We start from the raw sequence: 19,038 nt of genomic DNA, 5'->3' as shown, positions 1-19,038 counted from the left end.
TTGTATCCTGGATGCTTTCGGTCAAAATGTTGAGTTTGGCAGCAAAGTATCTAGGCAGAAACTGGCTTTTTGACCAAGATTTTCAAAGGTGGTACCCGCCACGTGATTTATCTCGCGCAAGTCAATCCCAAATCGAAAATCCTCAACCCCCCGCATTTATCCGTGGGGTCGCCTCTAAAATCTAAAATCTAAAATCTAAAATCTAAAATCGATTGACCGCCCCTGCGTCTAGGGCTGATATCGTTAAAATTAGTAGCAGCTAATAGGTAATAGGTAAGCCCGATCGGTGTATTCAACTCTAGAACAAAAGTACCAGCGCCTGCAAAAAGACTTAACGGGCGGAGTCATCGCCCTGGGCGGCATTTTCTGCACAGGTACTCTCTGGTATTGGCAGGTGGAAAAATGGTCTTTGCTCGATGCCGCTTACATGACAGTATTTACCCTAGCCACTGTCGGCTACGGTGAACTTCAGCCCCTCGGTCAACGCGGGCGAATGTTTACCATATGCCTGATTTTGATGGGCGTGATTGTGATTGGTTTCATCGTCAACCGCTTTACAGAAGCACTGATTGAAGGATATTTTCAAGAAGGAGCAAGAATTAGGCAGCAGCGACGATTGGTAGATTCTTTGATCGGGCATTACATTCTCTGCGGTTTTGGGCGCACTGGCCGCCAGATTGGCTTGGAATTTCAGGCCGAAAATATTCCTTTTGTGGTCATAGATTCGGCGGTACAGTCGGTTGAGGCAGCCTTGGCACTGGGGTACACGGCTGTCCAAGGAGACGCGACTCTGGACGAAATTTTGCTGAGTGTGGGGATCGATCGCGCAATTTGCATAGTAGCAGCTTTGCCTTCGGATGCCGAGAATTTATACACTGTCATGTCAGCGAAAACTCTGAATCCGAAAGTACGGGCGATCGCCCGCGCCACCACAGAAGAAGCCGTAAAGAAGTTGCAGCGGGGCGGCGCCGATGCCGTCGTATCCCCCTACATTACCGGGGGAAAACGCATGGCGGCGGCGGCTTTGCGGCCTCAAGTTATGGATTTTTTAGACGGTGTTTTGACCGGCACCGAGAGTTCTTTTTACATGGAGGAATTTTTGGTCGATCCCAATAGTTGTGTCTACGTTGGGGAAACTTTGAGAAATGCCAAGTTGCGATCGCAATCGGGGGCCTTGGTTTTAGCAGTGCGGCGCGCTGACGGGACTTTGATTGTCGGGCCTACCGGAGAAACTGCGATCGAAGGAGGAGATATGCTGATTTGTTTGGGCACCGCCGAACAACTGCGAACTCTCAATCAAATCCTCAGTCCCCTGAGTTTTCGCCTCCCCCGGCCCCCAAAGTAATACGATGTCAGGTTTGTACTGTTGGCTGTTGACTGTTGACTGTTGACTGTTGACTGTTGACTGTTGACTCTGGGTCGAAAAACTCAATGGTTGAGTGTTAAATGTTGACTCAATTTTATTATTCAAATGCAACCGGAAACGATATGATATCAAATCCGTTGGCATCGTCCTGTATTCATCTCTCTCTTCCCTTTCTCTGTATCCTCTGTGTCCTCTGCGGTTTCATCATTCCGATAAAACCGGAATTGATATGACAACTCACTGTTTGGACATTTGAACAATACCGATGCAACCGGAAACGATATGATTAAAAAAATTCATAATCTCCACCACACAAGGATTTAGGGAAAATAAAAATGCTCTCGGCGCCGAGAGCATTTTTGAGCAGTTAAACTGCGTTTTGATCACAGTTTGAGCTCAGTCATAGACTAAAGACAGACAAAAATCGCTGAAACCCAAAGCCGATGGTGGGATTTGAACCCACGACCGTTCGATTACGAATCGAATACTCTACCCCTGAGCTACATCGGCACAGACAATTTTGGATTATAGCACAACCTCAGCGAAAAAAGCAACGAGTTGTAGAATTTAATTCAAAATTCTACAACTCACCAACAGTTAAACGGTCACTTCAGTGTCAGTTGAACCGCCTCTGGCCCCGGAATAAACCAAACCCCGCTGCATATCCAGCGTCAGCATAGTTCCGTCCCGAATTACCCGCGTGGCATTCTTCACGCCCACCATCACCGGCACGCCCAACCGCAAACCGATAATCGCGGCGTGAGAAGTCAAACTGTCCTCCTCCGTCACCACACCTGCGGCTTTCCGAATCATCTCCACAAAAGCGACGCTGGTGTGTTCCACTACCAAAATTTCTCCAGCGTGGAAATTGCCTACATCCGCAGCAGTGCGAGCAACCCTGGCCATCCCACTCACCGATCCCAAACCGACACCGGTGCCTTTGCCTAAAACTGCTGTCACTACTTCAACTTTGATCAAATCCGTCGATCCGGCAACCCCTTGCAGAGTACCGGCGGTCATTACCACTAAATCTCCGTCGGAGACTAACTCTTTTTCCTGGGCGACTGTCATGGCAGAGTGAAATGTCTGGCCGGTGGAGGGCAAATCCAGCACCAGCAAGGGTTTTACTCCCCATACTAATTGCAGTTGTCGGGCTACGTCTACGTGAGGAGTAACTGCCAAAATCGGAGTTTTGGGTCGGAATTTCGAGACATTTCGGGCTGTGGCGCCGGTTTTGGTCAGCGTCATGATGGCCGCGGCGTTCAATTGTTCGGAGATTTGGCTGACTGCTTGGCTGATGCCGTTGGGGATCGATCGACCAATATCTTCTACATTCCTAATATTCCGCTTAATTCCTTCCCTCTCCATCCGCACCGCAATTCTCGCCATCGTCGCCACCGCTTCGACGGGGAACTTGCCGACAGCAGTTTCATTGGACAGCATCACTGCATCAGTTCCGTCAAGAATCGCGTTGGCCACGTCGGAAATCTCGGCGCGGGTGGGACGGGGATTGTTGACCATGCTGTCGAGCATCTGGGTAGCGGTAATTACCGGAATGCCCAGGCGGTTGGAGGTAGCAATCAGGCGCTTTTGCAAAATCGGCACGTCTTCGGCGGGTAGTTCCACTCCCAAATCGCCGCGGGCGACCATCACGCCGTTGCAAAGGGTCAGAATTTCCTCCATTTGTTCGATCGCCTCGTGCTTTTCGATCTTAGCAATCACCGGTACTTGCTTGCCCGCACTGGCAATCAGCTCTTTAATTTCGAGCACATCTTGGGGATTCCGCACAAAGCTCAGCGCCACCCAATCGACACCTTGGTCGAGGCCGAACATTAAATCTTTGCGGTCTTTATCAGTCAGCGCTTTAATTGACAGGTAAACTCCGGGAAAATTCACCCCTTTGTTGTTGGAAAGTGGCCCGCCGACGACGACGCGGCAGTACAATTCCCGCGCCGCACGGTCTACTTTTTCGACCAGCATTTCCACTTTCCCGTCGTCAAGCAGAATCACTGATCCCTCTGGAACTTCGTCTGCTAGGGGGTCGTAGGTGACGGAAGAAATGAGTTCGGTGCCTGGAACTTGGCGACTGGTGAGAATGAAAGGATCGCCGTTTTTGACAACTATAGAGCCTGTCTCAAAGCGCCCTAAACGAATTTTCGGGCCTTGGAGGTCTTGGAGGATGGCAACCGGCTGGTTGAGTTCAAAGGATGTTTGCCGGATTAAGCGAATGCTGCGCTGGTGGTCTTCTTCTGTTCCGTGGGAAAAGTTGAGTCGCAAAGTTGTGGCACCTGCTTCTATGAGCTGGCGCAGCACTTGTGGGTCCGAAGTTGCTGGGCCAATGGTGGCGACGATTTTAGTCCGGCGTAGGGCTTTTGGCAATTGCATCAGCGGTGTTCTGGGGAGGCAGGTGGATTTCTTGTTTAAATTTCGGCTAACGTTTCATCTTTGCACTACAAGCAATGATGCTAGTCTCAAGTCTTAAAAATTTTGATAGTCGTCAAAAAAGTAGGTATTGAACAATATATAGAATATCTGACTTTTTACCGATCGGTAATCTTTTCTTGGGGAGCGCTCTTTTTTGCAAATTTTTCCGCTCTCAGGCTTGACATAAATACAGACATACCCATTGATTTTAATTGGTCTGCTGAGCTCTTTTGGCTAATCTAGGACTGGTATCCTTGTACAACAGCAATACTTTCCTGTTTGTGCAGAGGCTAGTTTTTGGCGATCGAACTCTGTTCTTTCATGCCTTGAGGCTGAGGTTCCTGACAAAACTTTACTATTGTCTGGCTTGTATCTTATACTACGCAAGTGTGAAATATTAAGGAGTCTTAACAAAGATGTCGGAGGCAGGACGGCCGCTGACAGTGCCGAAAGAGTTTCTGAGTCCTCCCGGTGACTTGAATCCGACACTGCTGCTGTTTTTGAGTGCAGTAGTGATTATCGTGATTTCTAACTTGGGTTTCTGGTGTTGGGGATGGCCCCAATGGTGCTGTTTTTCGCTGAACGTGTTGGCTTTGCACATGGCTGGAACTGTGATTCACGATGCGTCTCACAATGCGGCCCATCGCGATCGCACAGTTAATGCTATTTTGGGACACGGTAGCGCGCTGATGTTGGGTTTTGCTTTCCCGGTGTTTACGCGGGTACATATGCAGCATCACGCCCACGTTAATGACCCAGATAACGATCCAGACCATTATGTTTCTACGGGCGGGCCTTTGTGGTTGATTGCTGCGAGGTTTTTTTACCACGAGATTTTCTTTTTTAAGCGCAAACTGTGGCGGAAATACGAACTCTTGGAATGGTTTCTCAGCCGTTTGTTTGTCGTAGCGGTGGTGTATATTGCCATTCAGTACGACCATTTAGGTTACGTGCTGAATTTTTGGTTTTCTCCGGCTTTGGTGGTGGGGTTGGCCTTGGGGTTGTTTTTTGATTATTTGCCGCACCGTCCGTTTCACGAGCGCGATCGCTGGAAAAATGCCAGAGTATATCCTAGTCCTATTCTAAATATCTTGATTTTGGGGCAGAATTATCATCTGATTCATCACTTGTGGCCTTCCATTCCTTGGTACAATTACAAGCCTGCTTATGAGGCTGTCAAGCCGCTGTTGGATGAGAAAGGTTCTCCTCAAACTTTGGGAATATTGGAAGGGAAAAAGGACTTTTGGAGTTTTATATATGACATTTTTTTAGGGATTAGGCTGCATCACAAGAAAGCGTCTGATTGACAAAAAACCCGGCTTCTCAAAGAAACCGGGTTTTTTTTATAATAAAAGCTTTTAAGCATACAGCGGATTCCAGGTTTATAAAGTACACCCCAGAAACCGGGTTTCTTCTGGATTTCTCGCCAGAAACCGGTTTTATTCAAGAAACCCGGTTTCTCTGTACTTCACTTACCTGGAAAGTGCTGTATATCCCCAAGGCAGGTTTTGTACTGTATCAAATCCCGTAAAAAATAAACCCACCTGTAATGGTGAGTTAACTTTTAAATCAAGCCCAAAGTGAATCTATTATTTTTCCCCAGCCACCGCCACCGCTAAATTCCTATCGGGGCGCAAATTTTGAGCTCCCCGCAAATAAGGATGATAAATTTCAGTATTTGCCGGCCAATTGACGTGAATTAAAAACCGAATGCAGCGTTCCAAAGCACCTTCAACGTGCATTTGCTGCACGTCCAACAAAGGAACATTACACCAGTGAGGACGTTCGCGGGCGATCGCAGCCGGAAACACAGCATCTAAATCGCGAGTAGCAGAAAACGTAGCACTAATAATTAAATCTGGATTTATATCATTTTTTGCTTCTAATTCATCTAATAATTCTCTCACCGCTTCTCGAATTGCTGCCACCGAATTCTCGCTAGCTGTTGTTGCCCCACGAATCCCCCGCACTTGCCACTCCACGCAAATTTCCTCCATATTAGTCAGTTGCCAGTTGTCAGTTGTTAGTTGTCAGTTGCTAGTTGTCAGTTGCTAGTTGCAATTACCCATTACTAATTACTAATTACCACTGCCAACTGCCAACTGACTATTTAATCACGGGCGATACATCCACAGCGGCAAACCGCTAGTAGAAAGATCGAATTCCAGCAAATTCTTGTAAGCCGAAAGCCCGGATATATCCAGACTACTCCCCAAGACGCGATTTAGGAAAGGTTTTTGTTTTTCTAGCGTGCAAGACTCGGTTTTTTCCGGGTCGAGGCCTGCGAGTTCGGCGGCAAGGCGGCGAGCGTCCTCTTCTGTTCCCAGTCGATCGACCAAACCCAATTCTAAGGCTTGCTGGCCGGTAAAAACCCGACCGTCGGCAAAACTTTTCACTTTCTCAACAGGCAATTTCCGGGCTTCAGCAACGGTTTCCACGAATTGCTGGTAGCTGGTGTCGATCAAGTCTTGCAGAATTTGCTGTTCAGGATCTGTCAATTCGCGATCGAATGCCAAGATATCTTTATACGGCCCCGATTTAATCACCTGAAAAGAAACGCCTACTTTTTCTAACAGCCGTTCTAAATTGTTACCCCGGATAATCACGCCAATGCTGCCAGTAATTGTACCGGGATTAGCAACGATATGTTCGGCTCCCATGCCGATGTAAACTCCGCCAGAAGCTGAAATATTGCCAAAACTGGCAACAATTTTGACTTTTTCGCGCAAACGCTTGAGTGCGCTGTAAATTTCCTGGGAATCGCCGACAGTGCCGCCGGGGCTGTCTATCCGCAGCAGCAAGGCGGGAAATTTGCGTTCTTCAACGGTTTTGAGAGCTTCTAGGACTCGTTTACGGGTTTCTCCGGCAATGGCTCCGGTGATTTCGATACGGGCGATTTGTTTGCGGTAGCGGGGCTTGAATGGCCAAATCATGGGCAGTTTCGGGCAATGTTACTTTTTGTATCTCACTTCTAGTGTGCCTTATCTCAAGGAAGAAGGAAGAGAGAAGAAGGAAGAAGGAAGAGGGAAGAAGGCCACTCGATGAGACTGAAGAAACCGGGTTTTTTGCAGAGATTCAGGGTTTGAGGCAAATATGTGGGTGAAAAAACCCGGTTTCTGGCCACCCGTGCGTCCAGGACTACACCAATATATAATTGTAAAAATTGCTTAACAAAACTACATCATCCCCACCAGAATCAATCTCATCAATTATTTGGAGTCTCCGCCATGCAGCTAAAACTTACCGATTCAAAACTACCTTTTGCCCCGCTGTTGCTAATTGCGCCGTTTTTCCTGTGGGGAACCGCGATGGTAGCGATGAAGGGGGTGATGCCGCATACAACGCCACTGTTTGTGGCATTCGTGCGTCTAGTACCTGCGGGTGTGTTGGTGCTGCTGGCGGCGGCGCTGATGGGAAAACCACAGCCCCAGGGTTGGAAAGCTTGGCTGTGGATTTCGCTGTTTGCTTTGGTTGACGCTACTTTGTTTCAAGGCTTTTTAGCCGAAGGTTTGGCGAGAACCGGTGCGGGTTTGGGTTCGGTGATGATTGATTCTCAGCCGCTAGCAGTGGCGATTTTGTGTTTGTGGCTGTTTCAAGAAAAAATTGGTTTTTGGGGCTGGTTGGGATTAGTTATTGGCGTTGCGGGCATCAGTTTGATCGGGTTGCCCGATGGCTGGATTTTGGGGCTTTTTCATCCTGAAAACAGGGAGGTTTCTGCGGGTATCGAACAGTTGTTTCAGGGTGGAGAATGGTTGATGCTGTTGGCTGCTTTGTCGATGGCTGTGGGTACGGTTTTGGTGCGCTGGGTTTGCCGTTATGTTGACCCGGTGGTGGCGACTGGTTGGCACATGATTTTGGGCGGTTTGCCGCTGTTGGCAATTTCGGCTGCAACTGAGTCTGAACAGTTTGTGAATATCGATTTTTCGGGCTGGATGGCGTTAGGTTATTCTACTGTGTTCGGAAGTGCGATCGCCTACGGTTTATTCTTTTATTTTGCTTCGAGTGGCAGTCTAACCAGTTTAAGTTCTCTTACCTTTCTTACGCCTGTATTTGCTTTGCTGTTCGGCAATTTGTTCTTGGGCGAAGTGCTCAATCCGCTGCAATCGATGGGAGTTGGGCTGACTTTGGTTAGTATTTATTTGATTAACCAGCGGGATACTTTGGGTGAGAAATTGCGAAAAGTGCGGCACGGTGAAGCGAGTGCAGAAGTTGAAGCTACAGGATTGTTAGAGTCGTCTGAGTTGAATTCTGTAGAATTACCCGTGCAGTTGCGGGTTAGCGAACTGGAATCAGAAGTTTAGCGCTTTGAGAAATTTAGGGAGAATCAGTTAATTCAAGAATTAACTGATTTGGAGTTACAATCCTAGGAGTAGTAACCGGAAAATCTCGCGGGTTGCGGGTGACAATGGCATCAATTCGATTGATGACAGCAGTGCTGTACTGAATCGCATCTTCAAAATCCTTGAAGTTGCAAGTTAATGCCATTGAAATAACAGAGTTATCTACTGTTGCGACTTGACAAAATGTGGCTAACTGCCGCAAAAACTCCAGCGTCCAATCGCGGCCTCTGTCTCTGCGGATAATATAGTAAAGGTCGCTAAAAGTTGAGGCTGAAATATAGCCTTGAATTTGTGCTTCTTCAACAAAAGTTAAAATGCGATCGCTCTCAGAAAAGAAAGGTTCTCGATCGAGCGCAACATCTACTATTATATTGGTGTCTATCAGGATTTTCACAAGTTATGTTTCTCTTTTAAATATTCCCATTTTGCTTGTTTGTCTGGATCGTCAAAATCCAGCGGTTCCGGTACAGCATCTCGATCGAATAAACCTTGAAATGCCTTCACATTAGTTTTAAACTTTTTTTGAGGTGCTTCAGGTGCGATCGCACTTTCTGAAGCGCTGGCTTGTTTAACCGTGTCAGCTAGCTGCAAGACGATGATTTCCACATCTCCCGGCGGCATATTCACGGGTTCCCCAACTACCAAGTTGCCAGTTGCATCGATTTTACCTCTAAGTTTGTATGCTTGCATGGTAATCTCCGATAACTATGTTTCTATTATATGACATAATAACTTGCTTCATTACCAATCCTCTTCACCACCAATCTTAATGTCTCTGCTTTGAATCTGTTCTATAAAAGTTTTTAAACTGGGATTATCTGCGTAATGCTTTATCAAAACTTTATGCTTGCGATATGGTTTTGAAATTATTCGATAATATTCAGGATTTTTAGCCTTAGCGTCGATCGTAAAATTGTGTTTTTTCGCCAGTTCCCGATTTAACGTGTCGAGGCAGTTTGTAATTTTAGCTTTTCTACTGTCGGTATAATACAGTGGAAGCAACCAACACTCAATAAAATCTACGGAGATTGCAAATATAATTTTTTGTTGATATTTGCTGTAAAAATCATCGCCCCACGCACCCCTAAACTTTTCAATAACTTTTTCAATTAACTGCTGAGGAGTCAATTTACCGTTTTCATCTTGCTGGCGGATATTATAATGTTTTAATTCTGAAACATCCGTATCTATTTGGATAATGATATAGTCAATAAATTGCAATGCTTCTTGAAAATCTCTTGACTTACAATAATTAAAAACTAGAGTCCAGCCGCCGTATGTGGATTTATTCTCATTGTCTTTATCTCTTTGTGGTTGAAGTTGTCTGATATCTAAATCTGGACTGTTGAAATATCCAGCTAAAATATTCTCAATTACAATTTGGTCAGTAAGTCCCTCTGTAATCAATCCAAAACTAATCATATTAAAAATTTTTAGGAAGTCCGCCGATATAGCCCCTCAAAAACGCCTCTGATAATTTCACAGGTTCTTGTCCCTCCAAAGGTTTAGGTTTGAGAATGCGTCTAGCTTTAGTGTAACCTAATTGATTGCGGGAAATCACAAACAGTCGCTGTTCGTCATCATCTAAATCCAAACCGTCCAAAATTGCCGGGTTGTGAGTTGTGAATATAACTTGTTTGTCGTGTTTTTTTGCGAGTTGTTCTAATTCTTGGATTAACCGGCGACATAATCTGGGGTTGAGGGAAGCGTCAATGTTATCAATTGCAAAAAATTTAGGAGTTAGATCGCTAATGAACAAGGTAAAGTAAAAGAGTAAAAATAAAAAGCCTTCATTAGAGCTTTTTTGGTCGAAGTAAGTTAAATCTCTATCTAAATATTTATCTTTTATTTGGAGAGAACTTTGCATGGGTGATAAATCTTCAGGCACTTCAAAATCTCTAAACCAATCTATCAATCGCAACTTTTCTTTGATTTGGTTGAGTCGATCTTGGTTTTCATCAGAATTTAAAAATTTTATAAGTTTAAACAAACCTTCACCATTAACCCCTAATGGTTGAATCTGTCCTTCTTTTTCAAAAGTTCGTAAAGCTTGGTTTTCAGGAGAGTAAATTGTAAACTTACTGAGATTATATCCATCAAGAAGCTCCATACTTAAACTTCTCAAAGATGAGATAGTATTTATAGTATCTAATGAGGCAGACCGAAGATCGTCAGGGGAAATCGACCTGAAAAACTCTATTATTTTTTTTTCAAATCCATCTTGCCTTAAAGTTTTAGATGCCTCTTTAGCATCTTCTATCGATATAATATCTTTTGCCTTGTCCGAGTTAAAAATAATACTATGTAAAAGAGTTTCTGAAACGTGCAATTTTTTATTTTTCCACTGAGAATATGGAGAGTTATCATTATGTAAAATACAACTAAATTTTTCTTCATCATTTCCTATGATATCAATCTTGATATCTTTAACTAAATTTTCCTTCTCAAAAGCCGATCGCATAAATCGAGGTTCTGTAACTCGAATGCCCCGAGAAGCTAAAAACTCGTTATCTAGCTTGTCATCAGCCGCAGCAGAAGCAAGGGCGATCGCCTCTAGGATATTGCTCTTTCCGCAGCCATTTTCACCGATCAATACAGTTAGTCGTCCTAATTCTAGCTTCAGCTTTTGAATGGACTTATAATTTTCGATCCTGACTTCTCCAATCATAATTCAATCCCATATAATCTTAGTGTACTCATTGTATCTCCGATCGCATGAATCTCAAAGAACGCTTGCACAGCCATCTGATTCAAATTGTACGCGATCGCAATCCATACCTCGCATCCCAAGGGCATTTTTATGCTCAGCAATACATCCGGGAACAGTTGGGACAGTGGGGAACTGTAGAAATTGACGATTTTTCCGTGCGCGGCCGAATTCATCACAATTTGATTTTGGATTTACCCCCCCTCAGTCCCCCCCTTGCTAAGGGGGGGAAGCAAGAAGAATCACCCCTTGCTAAAGGGGGGAAGCAAGAAAAGAAGCAAGAAAAGCCGATCGTAATTGGTGCTCATTACGATACTGTACCCGGATCGCCTGGGGCCGATGATAATGCTACTGGTGTTGCTGTTTTGCTGGAACTCGCAAGGGATATCGCCTCTGCGCCGCTCAAATATCCCGTGCAATTAGTCGCCTTTGATATGGAAGAATACGGTTATTTGGGAAGCAGTCATCGTGCAGCTAAATACAAGCAACAGCAAAAGTCAATCCGGTTAATGATTTCTTTGGAAATGTTGGGTTATTGCAACCATAATCCTAATTCTCAAAGCTATCCCGCTGGCTTGAAATATTTTTATCCAAACAGTGGAAATTTTATTGCTTTAATTGGCACTTTGCGGACGGTTCCCGATTTGATTAATTTGAGTGCCAAAATTCGCAAATCTGGTCAGCCCTGCGAGTGGCTGCCGGTGCCGAATCGAGGTTTAATTGTGCCGGATACTCGCCGCAGCGATCATGTTCCTTTTTGGGATAATGGTTATCCGGCTATTATGGTGACTGATACTGCTAATATGCGAAATCCGCATTATCATCGAGAAAGCGATAAGATTGAGACTTTGGATTTGGATTTTCTGGCTGGTGTTTGTCAGGGGTTAGCCAAGGGCATTCGACATCTATAATTAACATGATCGAGCGCCTGTTAGTTTGATTGACCCGAAATTATGAATTTTATGACTCGAAATTATGAATTTTATGAATTGACTCGAACATAAATGTGGTGAATAATAGTAAATTAGTCAAGCAAAAATTTTACAAAAAAGAGATATGAATCCTACTTATCCCGATCGCACTCGCTGGCAATTTTGGATCGATCGCGGTGGCACTTTCACCGATATTGTCGCCAAGAGCCCCGACGGTAAGTTAGTTATTCACAAGCTGCTGTCGGAAAACCCCGATCGCTACACCGACGCAGCAGTTCAAGGAATTCGCGACATCTTGGGAATTGCCACAGATGTTCCCATACCCGCCGCCGAAATTGAAGCGATTAAAATGGGGACGACGGTAGCGACAAATGCTTTGCTGGAACGAAAGGGCGATCGCACAATTCTGTTAATTACTAAAGGTTTCGGCGATGCGCTGAGAATTGGCTATCAAAACCGCCCGAATATTTTCGCGCGTCACATTGTTTTGCCCCAGATGCTGTACGATCGAGTTATTGAAGTTGCAGAACGCTACAGTGCTCAAGGTGAGGAGTTAACTGCTGTCAATCCCGAATTTATCCCGTCTTTGCAGCAAGCATACGATGAGGGAATTCGCAGTTGTGCGATCGTATTCATGCACGGCTACCGCTACTCGGAACACGAAAAACAAGTTGCTAAAATAGCGAAAGAAATTGGCTTTACTCAAATTTCAGTATCTCACGAAGTCAGCCCGCTGATGAAATTAGTTTCGCGGGGAGATACTGCGGTTGTCGATGCTTATTTATCTCCGATTTTACGGCGTTATGTCGAACAAGTAACCAGTCAATTAATAGAGGCAGATTCCGGGAACGAGGGATTATTAATGCCCAATTCCCAATGCCCCAAATTAATGTTTATGCAATCGAATGGCGGCTTAGTGGAGGCGGCACAATTTCAAGGAAAAAACAGTATTTTATCTGGGCCTGCTGGGGGAATTGTCGGTGCAGTTCAAACGAGCAAAAAGGCAGGTTTTGATAAAATTATTACCTTTGATATGGGCGGAACTTCGACAGATGTTGCCCATTTTAACGGCGAATACGAACGCGAATTTGAGACGGAAATTGCTGGGGTGAGATTGCGATCGCCCGTGATGGCAATTCACACTGTAGCAGCCGGCGGCGGTTCAATTGTCTTTTTTGACGGGGCTCGCTACCGCGTCGGGCCGGAGTCTGCAGGGGCCAATCCTGGGCCCGCTTGCTATCGCAAAGGCGGCCCCTTGACGGTGACTGATTGCAATGTGATGTTGGGTAAAATTCAACCGGATTTTTTCCCGAAAGTATTTGGATTGAATGGAGATTTGCCGATCGCCCCTGACGTAGTTAAGCAAAAATTCGTGCAGTTAGCGGGGGAAATTGGGGGCGAGAGGACGGCGGAACAGGTGGCGGAGGGTTTTTTGGCGATCGCGGTGGAAAAGATGGCAAATGCTGTCAAAAAAATCTCGCTTCAGCGCGGTTACGATGTTTCGGAGTATACTTTGTGCTGTTTCGGCGGTGCGGGCGGCCAACACGCTTGTGCGATCGCCGATGCTTTGGGGATGAAACGGGTATTTATTCACCCTTATGCGGGCGTGTTGTCGGCTTACGGTATGGGTTTGGCTGATGTGCGGGCTATTCGCGAAAGGGCGATCGAGCAACAATTAAATGCAGAATTATTACCTGAGTTGCATCATATTTTAACTGAATTGGAGGCTGAGGTAAAGAGGGAATTGAACCGCAGAGGCGCAGAGAACACAGAGAATGTGTCTGAGGTTTTAGTTGTTAGGAAGCTGCGCTTAAAATATCAGGGAAGTGATTCGGTTTTGGCGGTCAATTGGGCTGACAGTATTGAGGCGATGCAGGCTGAATTTGAAGCAGCCCACCGACAGCGTTACAGTTTTCTTATGCCAGAAAAACCGCTGATTGTGGAAGCTGTTTCGGTGGAAGTTGTAGAAAGAATGGATGTGCCGGAAGCCTCCACAATTTCCCTCTCTTGTGGCACAGGCATCTTGCCTGTGCAACCAATTTCAACCGTGCAAACCTATGTTGCTGGCGGGTGGCGGGAAACGCCTGTTTATCAGAGAGACGATTTGCGATCGCACGACTGCATTAGCGGCCCTGCTATGATTGTTGAAGCTACGGGAACTAATGTTATTGAACCGGGCTGGGAAGCGGTATTAACAGAAAGAAACGATCTAATTTTGAACCGCAGATGGACGCAGATGGACGCAGATAATATCCGCATTCATTCGCGTTTATCTGCGGCTAAATCAGATCCAGTTTTGCTGGAAATTTTTAATAATTTGTTTCGGGCGATAGCGGAACAAATGGGCGTCACATTGCAAAACACAAGTTCCTCAGTCAACATCAAAGAACGTCTCGACTTTTCCTGTGCAATTTTCGACAAAAACGGGCAATTAGTTGCCAACGCGCCGCACATTCCCGTACATCTGGGTTCGATGAGCGAAAGCGTTGAAGCTTTAATTTTAGCACAAGGCAATGCGATTCAACCGGGCGATGTTTATGTTTCTAACAATCCCTACAACGGCGGCACGCATTTACCAGATATCACCGTTATTACTCCAGTATTCGATCGTGATTCCTCCCTTCCTTTGTTTTATGTTGCCTCGCGGGGACACCACGCCGACATCGGCGGCATTACTCCCGGTTCCATGCCTCCTAACAGTACAACAGTAACTGAAGAAGGTGTATTGCTTGACAATTTTCTGTTAGTAAGCAAGGGCAATTTTCGAGAAAAAAAATTACTAGAAATTCTGACAGCGGGGAATTTTCCTGTCCGCAATTCCCCTCAAAACATAGCCGATTTGCAAGCACAAATTGCTGCTAACAAGCGCGGCGCCGAAGAACTGCTCAAGATGGTAGAACATTATGGATTAGAGACTGTGCAAGCTTATATGGGCTTCGTACAAGACAATGCGGAAGAGTCGGTGCGGCGGGTAATTGAGGTTTTGAGTGATGGCGAATTTACTTATCAGATGGATAGCGGCGGACAAATTAAGGTAGCAATTACAATTGACAAATCTGCGCGCAGTGCAAAAATAGATTTTACTGGCACTTCTGCTCAACAAGCCAACAATTTTAATGCTCCCGCTGCGGTGTGCAAAGCCGCTGTTTTGTATGTTTTCCGCACGTTGGTAGATGACGACATTCCTCTAAATGCGGGCTGTTTGAAACCTCTCGAAATCATCAATCCCGAAGGCTGTATGCTGAATCCTCGCTATCCAGCGGCGGTAGTTGCCGGAAATGTAGAAACATCGCAAAATATTACCGATGCTTTGTATTGTGCGTTGGGAGTGATGGCGGCTTCTCAGGGAACTATGAATAATTTTACCTTTGGAAATCAGCGCTATCAATATTATGAAACTATTTGCGGCGGTTCGGGTGCTGGTGTAGATTTTGACGGTACGGATGCGGTTCAAACTCACATGACTAATTCGCGTTTAACTGATCCCGAAGTATTAGAATGGCGCTTCCCGGTGTTGTTAGAAAGTTTTGCAATTCGGGCTAATAGCGGCGGGAATGGATATCATGGCGGCGGTAATGGAGTGGTGCGGCGAGTGCGCTTTCGGGAAGCGATGACTGCGGGAATTTTATCGGGGCGGCGGGTGATTTATCCTTGCGGTTTGAATGGGGGGGAAGCGGGGAAAGTTGGGCGAAATTATGTTGAAAAGGTTGATGGTAAAGTTGAGGAATTGGGGAGTACGGCGACTGTGGAAATGCAGCCGGGAGATGTGTTTGTCATTGAAACACCGGGGGGCGGAGGATATGGTAGAGCAAAATAGTAGTATAATTCACTAAAATGTAATAATCATCGAGCTCGGAGAGGCAAAGTTATGGCTAATAATTCTTTCTTCGATAAGCCTAAAGAACAATCTTTAGTTAAAATTGAGATAGTAGCTAAATACTTTTGGGCATGGGCTAAGATAATGATGGGTCAAATCAAAAAAGTACCACTCTCAAAAAGACCCCAAAATATTGCTTATGTAGATTTATTTTCTGGACCCGGTTATTATAAAGATGGTTCCAAGTCTACACCATTACTAATTTTGGAACGTGCCATTGCTGAACCAGAAATGCGAGAACAGTTAGTAACAATTTTTAATGATATAGACTCAAAACATACCCAGTCTCTCACTCAAGCAATAGCATCTTTACCTGATATACATACCTTAAAACACCAACCAATTATTTTAAATAAGGAAGCGGGAGAAGAAGTTATACATGAAATTAAAAATAATATTAAATCAGCACCGACACTTTTTTTTATTGATCCTTTTGGTTATAAAGGTTTATCAATTAATCTAATAGCATCGGTTATCAGCAATTGGGGTAGTGATTGCATATTTTTCTTTAACTACAACCGCATTAATATGAATTTAAATAACCCAGTTGTCAAGAAAGAGATGAACTCCTTTTTTGGTGAAGAACGAGCTGATGCGCTGAGGGAAGAACTTAAACCGATGCAGCCTGAAGAACGAGAATCAACTATTGTAAAGACTATTTGTCAGGCATTGAAAGATGTTGGAGGCTCGCACGTTCAAGATTTTTGCTTCAAAGAACCTCGCGGTAGTCGTACTAGCCATTATCTTATTTTTATATCTAAGAATAACCGAGGTCACTCAATTATGAAAGATATTATGGCTAAAAAAAGCTCTATTTTTACTCAGGGAGTACCGTCTTTTGAATATAATCAGAGTCAGGCGCCTATTCAGCTTTCACTCTTTGATTTTCAACCGATCGATGACCTTGAAAATATGCTCCTTGATGAATTTGCTGGTCAAACACTCACAATGGAAGAAATTTACAATCAGCATCATGTTGGCAAGCGTTACATTAGTAAAAATTACAAGGAAGCTCTTAAAAAACTAGAACAACAAGGTAAAATTGTAGCTGATCCATCTGCAAGTCACCGAAGAAAGCAAAACGGAGAAATTACATTTGGAGAGCAGGTGAGAGTTACCTTTCCACCAAAGTAGATGTTACTACTTTATTTGAGTTGCGACTCACGCTGAAAGTGTAGCCATTGAATTGTCTTTGATGTTTATTCCATGCTTCCGGCATCTCATCCCAAATTTTCCCATCCAACAATCTCCCAGCAGCTTTAGGTGTTCTACCTCCCCATTGCTTGAAGAAAAACGCGACTCCAGCATCCTGACACTGATCGCGAATACTTTGTGCCCATTCTTCCTGCATCGGACGGTGTTTTTGCCCCGACTCTCCCCCAACTATTACCCAGTGAATATCTCTTAGATCGAGTTGCAAAGGCCCTAAAAGTGGTTCGCAGGATAAAAAGCGTACCTTTGCATTGACTTGTTGCAAATGCTCCACACGATGAACATAGTTTTGATTTTCAACTGACACCCCCATCCAAATATTATCAGACCAATTAAGTTTAGGGGCTAAGTCTGCTAAACGCTCATGTCGCTTCGTAAGAATTTGATAAATGTGGTGAGGAGTTTCACGCATTACCTCAAAAACTTTTTTCAGAAATTCAAGAGAAACATCTTCATGGAACAAATCGCTCATTGAATTAACAAAAATGCGACTCGGCTTTCGCCAGCTTTTAGGCTCATTCAAACGTTTTGGATATTCCGTTAAATCAAAACCGTTAGGAAAATTAGTATGAAACCGTTTTGTTAATGCTTCAGCATAACAATGCGTACAACCGGGACTGACTTTATCGCAGCCCGTTGTTGGATTCCATGTGCGATCGCACCATTCGATACCAGTATTAATGCTAGACATACAATTAATTTACCATTTAAACAACCTTTGTAGGTGACTGTGAAAAATCAAATTTTCTCTATTAATTGAGGTTTATTCAGGGTCATCTACAAATTCCATTATATAATTAAATTGACTTAAATATCAACATATTTTTTAAGCACTTGCATCAAATGTAGATCGTGTTGTAAAATCGGGCTGCACCAGCATTTATTCCCAAAACCTTTCCAGAACAATTGTGCAAACACCTAATTTTTCAGAACTCAACCATCCTGTGGTCAAATCCCTGTTTCACCACAGCGATCAGGAATTATTGACTCTGTTTCAAAACCATCCCGATCAGGGTCGCTTCTTCACGGCGATTTTTTGCCGCTACGCTCAAATTGTACACTCCCTGATTCGCCATTCCGTACGATCGCCCGTACAAGGCGATTACCTGTTTGCCCACACTTGGCTGCACATCTATCACGAACTCCGAGGCCTGGATTTGCGTCGCGAAATCCAAGAGTCTGATGGCGAAAATCTCAGTCTCCAAAACTGGCTGATTAATGTCACCGCAGTCTGCATCAATCAAGCTGAATTGCCCCCTGTTGAGTCGATTCACTACTCTTTGCAATCGGCTCCGCCTCCCCTCTGGTGTTACGTCAAACAAGCCTTAGAATTGTTAGCGCCGCTGCCGCGTTTAGTCGTGTTGATGGCTCAGACTTTCCGCTGGAGCGAAACTCGAATTGCAGCTTATTTGCAAGCAGAAGGCGAAGCTATTTCGCCGGCTCAGGTAAAGGCTTTGCTGCAAAAAGGATATCAAACTTTAGAATCAAACTTGCCGGAGGATATTCGGGCTATTTATCTAGAGGAAAATCTCGATTATCAAGAAGCACTTGTCTAGATATACACGATATAAATCCGCCCTTTCTAGTTGTAGGGCGGGTTTTACCCGAAATATTTGGTAGGACTAACAGCATCGTAAACCCGCCTTTTCGCGAGGAATAAGAAAAAAATGGCAGTTTATCAAGTTCGGTTGGTGAATGAGGCGATCGCGCTCGATCGCACGATCTCCGTACCAGACGACCAGTATATCTTAGATATGGCAGAAGATGCCGGTATCCGCTTGCCGAATGGATGCAAGCAAGGAGAGTGTTCTGCTTGCGTTGTCAAACTGCTGAGTGGTGAAATCGACCAAAGCGAACAAAAGTTTTTGAAGCCGTCAGAATTGCAAGCTGGCTATGCTGTTACTTGTGTGGCTTACCCGCTTTCTGACTGCACTTTGTTAACCCATCAAGAACAAGTTTTATATCAAGCCGCCCTTTACTTTAAGTAATAGAAAATCAGTTTTTTACCATCTTTTATTCTAGCCTCGCTGGGCGCGGAATTTCTTTGTAGAAGAGCGAATTATATTCGCCATTCATATTATGTCCGGTCGATTACCCATAAGGCTCGCGAATTAAATAACTTACAATTTTAATTGTTATTGTGGGATGGGCGTCCCGCCCGTCCTTTTTGGACGGGCGGG

At 44.7% G+C, this 19,038-nt stretch carries 16 protein-coding genes and 1 tRNA gene; 8 read left to right on the top strand and 9 right to left on the bottom strand.

The window, feature by feature from the left end; translation table 11 throughout:
- The first annotated feature begins 286 nt into the window (after positions 1 to 286).
- Positions 287 to 1,345 (top strand): potassium channel protein, encoded by a 1,059-nt coding sequence (locus QUB51_RS24490; protein ID WP_333052846.1) that lies wholly within the window; start codon positions 287 to 289, stop codon positions 1,343 to 1,345.
- A gap of 459 nt (positions 1,346 to 1,804) precedes the next feature.
- Here QUB51_RS24490 and QUB51_RS24485 read toward each other — a convergent pair.
- Together QUB51_RS24485 and pyk are read right to left on the bottom strand one after the other, a co-directional pair.
- Positions 1,805 to 1,876: transfer RNA gene (locus tag QUB51_RS24485), tRNA-Thr, on the bottom strand.
- An 87-nt stretch (positions 1,877 to 1,963) separates the two neighbouring features.
- On the bottom strand, positions 1,964 to 3,751 hold the full coding sequence (gene pyk / locus QUB51_RS24480) for a pyruvate kinase (protein ID WP_333052847.1): 1,788 nt from the start codon (positions 3,749 to 3,751) through the stop codon (positions 1,964 to 1,966).
- A gap of 455 nt (positions 3,752 to 4,206) precedes the next feature.
- Here pyk and crtR point away from each other — a divergent pair, with 455 nt between their 5' ends.
- The gene (gene crtR / locus QUB51_RS24475; protein ID WP_333211928.1) at positions 4,207 to 5,097 is read left to right on the top strand and encodes a beta-carotene hydroxylase; all 891 of its coding nucleotides are present in this window, start codon (positions 4,207 to 4,209) and stop codon (positions 5,095 to 5,097) included.
- A 282-nt stretch (positions 5,098 to 5,379) separates the two neighbouring features.
- On the opposite strand, the gene aroH is transcribed toward crtR, so the two are convergent.
- Both aroH and sppA read right to left on the bottom strand, forming a co-directional pair.
- Complete coding sequence (aroH, locus tag QUB51_RS24470) at positions 5,380 to 5,787, bottom strand: chorismate mutase (protein ID WP_333052850.1); 408 nt, start codon at positions 5,785 to 5,787, stop codon at positions 5,380 to 5,382.
- 117 nt (positions 5,788 to 5,904) lie between these two features.
- Positions 5,905 to 6,723, bottom strand: a complete 819-nt coding sequence (gene sppA / locus QUB51_RS24465; RefSeq protein ID WP_333052852.1) for a signal peptide peptidase SppA — start codon at positions 6,721 to 6,723, stop codon at positions 5,905 to 5,907.
- Positions 6,724 to 7,017: 294 nt separating this feature from the next.
- Between sppA and QUB51_RS24460 the strand changes: the two genes are divergently transcribed.
- The gene (locus QUB51_RS24460) at positions 7,018 to 8,091 is read left to right on the top strand and encodes a DMT family transporter (RefSeq protein WP_333052853.1); all 1,074 of its coding nucleotides are present in this window, start codon (positions 7,018 to 7,020) and stop codon (positions 8,089 to 8,091) included.
- Between the two features lie 13 nt (positions 8,092 to 8,104).
- On the opposite strand, the gene QUB51_RS24455 is transcribed toward QUB51_RS24460, so the two are convergent.
- From QUB51_RS24455 to QUB51_RS24440, 4 genes are read right to left on the bottom strand one after another with little or no spacing between them, the layout of a single operon-like run.
- On the bottom strand, positions 8,105 to 8,524 hold the full coding sequence (locus tag QUB51_RS24455) for a PIN domain-containing protein (RefSeq protein WP_333263633.1): 420 nt from the start codon (positions 8,522 to 8,524) through the stop codon (positions 8,105 to 8,107).
- A complete protein-coding gene (locus QUB51_RS24450; RefSeq protein WP_333263636.1) occupies positions 8,521 to 8,820 on the bottom strand; it encodes a hypothetical protein in 300 nt (99 codons plus the stop codon). Before QUB51_RS24450 ends, QUB51_RS24455 begins: the two co-directional genes overlap by 4 nt.
- 51 nt (positions 8,821 to 8,871) lie before the next feature.
- The gene (locus QUB51_RS24445) at positions 8,872 to 9,552 is read right to left on the bottom strand and encodes a phage tail protein (protein WP_333263639.1); all 681 of its coding nucleotides are present in this window, start codon (positions 9,550 to 9,552) and stop codon (positions 8,872 to 8,874) included.
- A 1-nt stretch (position 9,553) separates the two neighbouring features.
- Entirely contained in the window at positions 9,554 to 10,798 is a 1,245-nt protein-coding gene (locus QUB51_RS24440; RefSeq protein WP_333263641.1) for an AAA family ATPase, read from the bottom strand.
- Between the two features lie 47 nt (positions 10,799 to 10,845).
- Between QUB51_RS24440 and QUB51_RS24435 the strand changes: the two genes are divergently transcribed.
- From QUB51_RS24435 to QUB51_RS24425, 3 genes are all read left to right on the top strand, one after another.
- Positions 10,846 to 11,748, top strand: coding sequence for a M28 family peptidase (locus QUB51_RS24435; RefSeq protein ID WP_333263644.1), 903 nt, complete (start codon positions 10,846 to 10,848; stop codon positions 11,746 to 11,748).
- Positions 11,749 to 11,893: 145 nt separating this feature from the next.
- Positions 11,894 to 15,586: a hydantoinase B/oxoprolinase family protein gene (locus QUB51_RS24430; RefSeq protein ID WP_333263647.1), complete on the top strand. Its 3,693-nt coding sequence runs from the start codon at positions 11,894 to 11,896 to the stop codon at positions 15,584 to 15,586.
- 51 nt (positions 15,587 to 15,637) lie between these two features.
- Positions 15,638 to 16,780: a three-Cys-motif partner protein TcmP gene (locus QUB51_RS24425; protein ID WP_333263651.1), complete on the top strand. Its 1,143-nt coding sequence runs from the start codon at positions 15,638 to 15,640 to the stop codon at positions 16,778 to 16,780.
- Here QUB51_RS24425 and QUB51_RS24420 read toward each other — a convergent pair.
- A complete protein-coding gene (locus tag QUB51_RS24420; RefSeq protein ID WP_333263653.1) occupies positions 16,761 to 17,549 on the bottom strand; it encodes a phage Gp37/Gp68 family protein in 789 nt (262 codons plus the stop codon). The genes QUB51_RS24425 and QUB51_RS24420 overlap by 20 nt on opposite strands.
- Before the next feature lie 217 nt (positions 17,550 to 17,766).
- On the opposite strand from QUB51_RS24420, the gene QUB51_RS24415 reads away from it, so the two are divergent.
- Positions 17,767 to 18,414, top strand: coding sequence for a sigma-70 family RNA polymerase sigma factor (locus QUB51_RS24415; RefSeq protein ID WP_333263656.1), 648 nt, complete (start codon positions 17,767 to 17,769; stop codon positions 18,412 to 18,414).
- 111 nt (positions 18,415 to 18,525) lie between these two features.
- Positions 18,526 to 18,846, top strand: coding sequence for a 2Fe-2S iron-sulfur cluster-binding protein (locus tag QUB51_RS24410; protein ID WP_333052864.1), 321 nt, complete (start codon positions 18,526 to 18,528; stop codon positions 18,844 to 18,846).
- Positions 18,847 to 19,038 lie beyond the last annotated feature (192 nt).

Origin of the sequence: Microcoleus sp. AT8-A3, assembly GCF_036705675.1 — a bacterium.
Taxonomy (GTDB): domain Bacteria; phylum Cyanobacteriota; class Cyanobacteriia; order Cyanobacteriales; family Microcoleaceae; genus Microcoleus.
The sequence above is the reverse complement of the archived record's forward strand: the minus strand, read 5'-3'. Positions and strand labels throughout refer to the sequence as shown.

What these genes read in the sequence shown, in the direction of transcription:
- pyk (WP_333052847.1), bottom strand. Translation starts at nt 3,751, where the DNA reads ATGCAATTGCCAAAAGCCCTACGCCGGACTAAAATCGTCGCCACCATT.
- crtR (WP_333211928.1), top strand. Translation starts at nt 4,207, where the DNA reads ATGTCGGAGGCAGGACGGCCGCTGACAGTGCCGAAAGAGTTTCTGAGT.
- aroH (WP_333052850.1), bottom strand. Translation starts at nt 5,787, where the DNA reads ATGGAGGAAATTTGCGTGGAGTGGCAAGTGCGGGGGATTCGTGGGGCA.
- sppA (WP_333052852.1), bottom strand. Translation starts at nt 6,723, where the DNA reads ATGATTTGGCCATTCAAGCCCCGCTACCGCAAACAAATCGCCCGTATC.
- QUB51_RS24460 (WP_333052853.1), top strand. Translation starts at nt 7,018, where the DNA reads ATGCAGCTAAAACTTACCGATTCAAAACTACCTTTTGCCCCGCTGTTG.
- QUB51_RS24450 (WP_333263636.1), bottom strand. Translation starts at nt 8,820, where the DNA reads ATGCAAGCATACAAACTTAGAGGTAAAATCGATGCAACTGGCAACTTG.
- QUB51_RS24445 (WP_333263639.1), bottom strand. Translation starts at nt 9,552, where the DNA reads ATGATTAGTTTTGGATTGATTACAGAGGGACTTACTGACCAAATTGTA.
- QUB51_RS24440 (WP_333263641.1), bottom strand. Translation starts at nt 10,798, where the DNA reads ATGATTGGAGAAGTCAGGATCGAAAATTATAAGTCCATTCAAAAGCTG.
- QUB51_RS24435 (WP_333263644.1), top strand. Translation starts at nt 10,846, where the DNA reads ATGAATCTCAAAGAACGCTTGCACAGCCATCTGATTCAAATTGTACGC.
- QUB51_RS24430 (WP_333263647.1), top strand. Translation starts at nt 11,894, where the DNA reads ATGAATCCTACTTATCCCGATCGCACTCGCTGGCAATTTTGGATCGAT.
- QUB51_RS24425 (WP_333263651.1), top strand. Translation starts at nt 15,638, where the DNA reads ATGGCTAATAATTCTTTCTTCGATAAGCCTAAAGAACAATCTTTAGTT.
- QUB51_RS24420 (WP_333263653.1), bottom strand. Translation starts at nt 17,549, where the DNA reads ATGTCTAGCATTAATACTGGTATCGAATGGTGCGATCGCACATGGAAT.
- QUB51_RS24410 (WP_333052864.1), top strand. Translation starts at nt 18,526, where the DNA reads ATGGCAGTTTATCAAGTTCGGTTGGTGAATGAGGCGATCGCGCTCGAT.